This window comes from Streptomyces sp. BK79, assembly GCF_044142145.1.
GTDB lineage: Bacteria > Actinomycetota > Actinomycetes > Streptomycetales > Streptomycetaceae > Streptomyces.
In genome coordinates, this window is the sequence record NZ_JBHVOC010000003.1 from 423,190 (window position 1) to 429,682 (window position 6,493).

Here is a 6,493-nt window from a genome sequence, read left to right on the forward strand (position 1 = left end):
TCAGGTGAGGAACGTCTTGAGTTCGTGCACGAGCTTCTTGATGTGACCGGAGATCACCGGCGTGCCGAGGTCCTTGAACCGCTCCCGGAACCACGGGTCGACGCTGCCGCGCCCGGAGCTGGTCACCGAACCGACCGGGATGAACTTCGCCCCCGAGCGGTGCACGGCGGCCATGCTGTCGAACAGCTCCTGGCGGCGCCACTCGTAGAAGTCGGAGATCCACACCACGACGGTGTTGCGCGGCTCGGCGATCTTCGGCTGGGCGAGCGCCATGGCGACGGTGCCGTCGGTGCCGCCCCCGAGCTTGGTGCGCAACAGCGTCTCGAACGGGTCGTGCGCCCAGGGAGTCAGGTCCAACGCCTGCGTGTCGTACGCGATCAGGTGGACGTCCACCTTCGGCAGCCCGGCGAAGATGGAGGCCAGGATGGTGCAGTTGACCATCGAGTCGACCATCGAACCGGACTGGTCCACGACGACGATCAGCCGCTGGGGCGTGGTCTTGCGGCTGGTGTGCCGGTAGTAGAGGCGGTCGACGTAGAGCCGCTCCTCCTCCGGGCTCCAGTTGGTGAGGTTCTTCCAGATGGTCCGGTCGATGTCGAGGTTGCGGAACACCCGCTTGGGCGGCACGGAACGGTCCAACTCGCCGACCGTGGACTTCTCCACCTGGGTGCGCAGCACTTCGGTGACCTCGTCGACGTAGCGCCGGATCAGCGCCTTGGCGTTGGCGAGGGCCACACCGGACAGGTTGCCCTTGTCCCGCAGCAACTGCTCGATCAGGGACATGCTCGGCGTCAGCCGGGAGGCCAGCGCCGGGTCGGCCAGTACCTCGCGCAGGTGCATGCGCTTGACGAGGTCGCCCTCGATGGCACCCAGCTCCGGACCGATCGCGGGGATCAACCGGCTGAGGTCGGGCGTGGGACCGCCGACACCGGTGCCGGTCGGGCTGACCCCGCCGCCGGCACCGCCACCCGCCCGGCCCGAGCCGCCCCGCCCGCCCCGCAGCTCGCCGGGCCGGCAGCCGAGGGCACGCTCGAACCAGTCGGCGTCGGACTGCCAGCGCGCCAGCTGCTCGGCGGTGACGTTGCCGGGCCGGGAGGCGAAGACGTTGAGCAGCACCTTGGAGGCGAGCGCCGCGCGCCGCACCTCGGCCGCCCGGTCCCGCTCACCGTCCTCCTCCGGCTCCGGCACCATCAGTCCGTCGAACTCGGCGGCCAGTTCCGGATGCCGCTGGACGACCGAGCCGACGGACGCGTCGGGGTCGAGCAGCGCGGGCGGCAGACCGATGTCCTCGACGACGGACAGACTCGCCGACTCCAGTGAGGCCTGCTCCTCGGGATCGAACAGCCGGGCCAGCAGCCGCCAGTAGAGAACCTGCCGCCGGTTGTCGTACGCGTCGGGCTCGGGAGTGTCGTACGCGTCGTACTCGGGAGCGCCGTACGCGTCGGGCTCGGGTCCGGGACCTTGCCCGGTACGGGGGCCGGTCATTTCCGCAGCAGCTTTCCGGCGCGCTCGCGCAGCACGGTGACGGCGTCGGTCGCGGCCTTCTCGCCCCGTACCCCCGCCTTGTCGGCCGTCCCCCCGGCCCAGGCCCCGGCATGCACGGCGACCGCCTTCTTGCGCACCGTCCGCTCCACGCCGAGCGGCTGGAGCAGGAACTCCCCGGCATCCCAGCGCAGCAGCCCGAGGCAGGCACTGGACGACGCCACGGCCTCGGGCGTGAGCGGGCCAGCGGCCGGCACGCGGTCGGCGTCGACGCCCAGACGGCACCCGGCGACCTCCAGCACGATCCCGTCGTCCCCCTCCTCCACGCCGTACCCCTCCACCAGGACGGGCACCGCGATCCGGGCCGGATGCCGGTCCAGCGGCGACACGGCGAACGCGGTGGCGGCGGGCAGGGCCACCCGGGCGGTGACGAAGGCGTCGGCGGGCTCGCCCGCACGGGCACACGCGTCGTCCCACACCAGGTCGCCCTCGGCGGTGACGGGCATCGCGTCGAGGTCCATGGCCCTGCCCTCACTCACGGCGGCCAGCAGGGACATGTGCGGCCGCAGCAGCTGCCACAGACCGGCCCCGACGACCGTGTCCGGCTTCGGCGCGGACACCGAGGCCCGCACCAGCCGGGTCGCGCCCCCGTCCGCGGGCTCGAACACCGCGTGCACCTGCGCCTGTACGGCGGTGGCGTGCTCCTGGACGTCCACGCCGAGCGGCAGCAGACGCCCCGTCACCTCCGCCACGGCCGGGGCCGTGTCCGCTCCCGGCAGCGTCAGCAGCAGGGCGCGCGACCACAGGTCGGCCCAGCGGCGCACCGGCACCCGGTCCAGGGTCGCCCCGGGGCAGGAGGCGGCCAGCTCGGCGGCGAACCCGTCGAGGAGCATGGCGAGTCGGCGCGACGCCGGATCGGGCAGCATCGCGGAGACCACGGACGCGGCCCCGCCCACGAGTTCGTGGTCGATGCCCCGCCAGCCGGCCCGGGCCAGGTCGCACAGCCAACCGCGCGCGGCGGTCCGCAGGTTCACCGCGTGCTCCTCCCCGGCCAGCGAGCCGGTGGTGTCGTCGGCCGCGACCGGCCGGCCCACGGCCTCCGCCACCCGCGCGGTGAGGGCGTCGTGCACGGACCCGAGCAGAGCCGTACGAGCGGCGGCGAGCGCGATGAAGTGGTCCTCGTCGCCGGCCCCGGCGGTCGTCTTGTCGGCGGCCTCGGCGACCCGCGAGGCCAGCGGCGTCCCGGCGACGGCGTCGGCGAGCCCGGCCAGCCCAGCGGCCTGCGCGGGTTGCGGACGCAGCAGCCCGCCCACGAGCGCCGCGTCGAAACCGTCCACGGCGGCGAGGGCCTCGTCGAGCCCGTCGACGTCATCGAGCAGCAGATCGGCGCGCATCAGGCGGCCACCGCCCTGGTCGTCGGGAACCACTGCATCTCGGGCGAGGGACGGGTCGTGGGCGCGAGTTCGAGGTAGGCGAGATGCCGCAGGAACCGGCTGAACACCTGCGCCGCTGCCGAACTGTCCCCCGGCGCGGGCCGCGAGGCCGTCATGACGGAGGTGAGCGCGTGTGCCTCGGCGCCACCCTCGGCGTCGATCTTCAGATACCGGGCCACACGCTCGGCCCCGTACTGGAGCACCGCCTCGCCGACGAGCGCCCGTATGTGGTTGCAGAACGAGCCGCGCGCCCCGCCGCAGGGACGGTTGTTGTTGGTGCTGCAGGCGTACGCGTACGACCCGGCCGCGACCGAGGAGACGTAGACCCGCCCGATGTCCGACCCACTGGACACCACACCCTGCAAGCGCCCGTCGGCCAGCTCCACGAACGGCACCTTGGCCAGCTTCCGCGGCCGCGCCGGCGGCACCACCCGTGCCGTGCTCGACTTCTCCCAGACGGACAACGCACCATCTCCCATGCATGCGAAGGGGGAGTTCACGCCACCTCGGCGGAACAAGACCGAATCTATCGGCGGCCACTGACAATCGCCCCGGACGTCGCCCCGAGGCCGCTGCGACCTTGACGCCGGTCCGGAACCGGTCGCTACTTGTGCAGTGCACGTTGGGCGGTTGTCCATGTCTGTGTCAGCGGTGAGGGGAGAGGATGGCGCGCGTTCGTCCCCGGTCTTCGATCCAGGCGGTGAGGCAGTGCGGGCAGTGCAGGCGGTGCAGACGATGCGTATGAGGAAGAGAATCCGCGGCGCGGGAGCCGTCCTCGGCGTCCTGGCCACGGTGGGCGCACTACCAGCACAGGCGTCACCACCCGCATCACCCGCATCACCCGCACCGCCCCAACAGGGCGCTCCCGCCCTGCCCCTGGGCCCCACGCACCTGCCCGAGACCCGCACCACCACGACCCTCCAGCCGGGCGTCACCCTCACCCGCATCGTGCGCGGCACCCCCGACCCGTCACTGCACTGGACGGTGGAGGTCTCCATCCCCGGCGGCGACACCTCGCCGGACCCGGACGCCCCGCCGACCGCCCTGAAGGACAAGGCCAGCGCCGACGAACTGGTCGCCGACCTGCGACGGGACGGTTTCGAGGCTCGGGCGGAGCAGGTGACCACACCAAGGACGGCCGACTACGCGGGCGGCACCCTCGGCTGGCGGGTCCGCGTGGGGACGTACGCCTCACAGTCCACCGCGACGACCGAACGCACCCGCCTGAGGGCGGCCGGGTACACGGGATCCGCCGTTTACACGGGCTGGGACGGCGCACCCACGGACCGCGGCCCGTGGCACGTCGACGTGCTCACCGTCGACCCGCGCACGTTCCGCGGCAGCCTGGACGCGTCATACGGCCCGGACCTGGAGAACCGCGAGACGACCAGCACCCTGGCGACGTCGGCCCACGCGACCGCCGCGGTCAACGCCGGCTTCTTCGTCCTCGACCCCAAGGCGGGCGCCCCCGGCGACCCCGCGGGTGTGGGCGTGTACGACGGACGCCTGCTGAGCGAACCGGTGGCCGGACGCCCGAGCCTGGTGCTCCAGGACAACGGCCGGCGGACGCGGGTCACGCGTTTCACCTGGCAGGGCGAGGTGACCGGCCGCGCGACCGCCCTCCGCCTCAACGGCGTCAACCGCGTCCCGGGCCTGATCCGCAACTGCGGCGGCACCGAGGGCGACGCCCCCACGTCGCTGCCCCTGCACGACGTCACGTGCACCAACCCCGACGAACTGATCGCCTTCACACCGGACTACGGCTGGCACACGCCCCAGGGCGAAGGCGTGGAGGCCGTACTGGACGCCCACGACCGGGTCGTGGAGCTGCGCTCGCCACGGGGCGGCGAACTCCCGCCGGGCGGCAGCTCCCTCCAGGCGACCGGCCGCCGCGCCGCCGACCTGACCGCACTCGCGCGCGCAGGGGACCGCCTGCGCGTACGCACGACGCTCTTGGACGAACGCGGACACCGCCTGTCACCCACACCCCACACGGACATCCTGAACGCCGGACCGGAACTGGTCCGCGACGGACGCGTCCACGTCACCCCCGCCACCGACGGCATGGTCCACCCCGGCGACCCGAGCTGGTACTACGGCTGGGTCCACAAGCGCAACCCCCGCACCCTGGCCGGCGTGGACGCCGCAGGCCGCACCGTCCTCGTCACGGCCGATGGACGCGACACGGACACCCTGGGCCTCAGCATCACCGAGAGCGCCGAGGTCGCCAGGTCTCTGGGTCTGCGCGACGCGGTCAACCTCGACGGCGGCGGCTCGACGACGATGGTCGCCCACGGCGAGGTGATCAACGACCCGTCGGACGCCGCCGGCGAACGCCCGGTGGGCGACGCCCTGCTGGTCCTACCCCGCAGACCCGCCGACTGACGCCCGAGCCGACCCGACTCAGCCCCACCCCCGCACCACAGCGCGACGAACAGCAACCCACCCAGGGAGCCGCCATGTCCGCCAACGTGCCAGCCACCCCGACCCCGTCCAGAACCCGAACCTTCCTGCTAGCCCTGGCCACCCTCCTGACCGTCCTCACAGCCACCCTCGCACCGACAGCCCCCGCGTCGGCAGCGGAGCAGCAGCCGCTCTCCACCCGCCACCCCGGCGCCGAAGTCGTCGCCGTCACGCAGGTCGCCGACCGACAGGTCGACCTGTCCGTACGCTCACCCTCCCTGGGCGGACGCACGGTGAACGTCCGCCTCCTCACCCCGGACGGCTGGAACCCGCACGACCGACGCCACCGGCAGAACTGGCCGACCCTCTGGCTGCTGCACGGCTGCTGCGGCGACTACACGTCCTGGACGAGCAGGACGGACGTGGCGGAGATCGCCGGCCTCCGCGACGTCCTCGTGGTCATGCCCGAGGCCGGCTGGAACGGCTGGTACAGCGACTGGTGGAACCACGGCCGGGGCGGCGACCCGGCGTGGGAGACCTTCCACACCAAGGAGCTGCGCCACCTCCTGGAACGCGACTGGGGCGCCGGCCGCGACCGCGTCGTCGCCGGCCTGTCGATGGGCGGCCAGGGCGCCCTCCTCTACGCCGCCCGCCACCCGGGCATGTTCAAGGCGGCCGCCTCCTACTCCGGCTCGGCCCACCCCCTCCTCAACACCGAGTCGGTCGACCGCATCCTGGGCCTCTTCGCCGGCCAGAACAACGACCCCCTGCGCGTCTGGGGCGACCCGGTCGCCCAACGCCGCGTCTGGGAGTCCCACGACCCCTTCCACCTCGCCAACCGCCTCCGCTCCCTCCCCGTGTACCTGTCCTGCGGCGACGGCACGACGGGGCCGCTGGACGCACCGGGGAGCGTGAGCGCGCTGGAGGCGGACTTCGAGCGCCAGAACCTGGCGCTGGCGGCAGAGCTGCGCCGGGTGGGCGCGCGACACCTGACGACCCACTTCTACGGACCCGGCACCCACGGCTGGGCGTACTGGGAACGAGAGCTGCACGCTTCGCTGCCGATGCTGTTGGGGGCGCTGGGATAGGCGGACGCCGCCAAGGCGGTGCCCGCCGCACCGATCACCATCCTCTACGCTCTCGTTACCACTGAGCCTTTTCCAACCTCATGCCGG

At 73.0% G+C, this 6,493-nt stretch carries 5 protein-coding genes; 2 read left to right on the top strand and 3 right to left on the bottom strand.

Translation table 11 applies throughout. The features are described from left to right. Genes ACFIF2_RS05665 through ACFIF2_RS05675 form a run of 3 tightly spaced genes read right to left on the bottom strand, consistent with a single transcriptional unit; the run spans position 1 to position 3,394 of the window. A complete protein-coding gene (locus ACFIF2_RS05665; protein WP_395571375.1) occupies positions 1-1,485 on the bottom strand; it encodes a VWA domain-containing protein in 1,485 nt (494 codons plus the stop codon). Then, positions 1,482-2,909, bottom strand: a complete 1,428-nt coding sequence (locus ACFIF2_RS05670; RefSeq protein WP_395571376.1) for a hypothetical protein — start codon at positions 2,907-2,909, stop codon at positions 1,482-1,484. The genes ACFIF2_RS05665 and ACFIF2_RS05670 overlap by 4 nt, the downstream gene beginning before the upstream one ends. Then, positions 2,876-3,394 (bottom strand): hypothetical protein, encoded by a 519-nt coding sequence (locus ACFIF2_RS05675; RefSeq protein ID WP_395571377.1) that lies wholly within the window; start codon positions 3,392-3,394, stop codon positions 2,876-2,878. The genes ACFIF2_RS05670 and ACFIF2_RS05675 overlap by 34 nt, the downstream gene beginning before the upstream one ends. 262 nt (positions 3,395-3,656) lie before the next feature. Here ACFIF2_RS05675 and ACFIF2_RS05680 point away from each other — a divergent pair, with 262 nt between their 5' ends. Continuing rightward, the gene (locus ACFIF2_RS05680; protein ID WP_395571378.1) at positions 3,657-5,300 is read left to right on the top strand and encodes a phosphodiester glycosidase family protein; all 1,644 of its coding nucleotides are present in this window, start codon (positions 3,657-3,659) and stop codon (positions 5,298-5,300) included. 74 nt (positions 5,301-5,374) lie between these two features. Beyond that, positions 5,375-6,406, top strand: a complete 1,032-nt coding sequence (locus ACFIF2_RS05685) for an alpha/beta hydrolase (protein ID WP_395571379.1) — start codon at positions 5,375-5,377, stop codon at positions 6,404-6,406. Positions 6,407-6,493 lie beyond the last annotated feature (87 nt).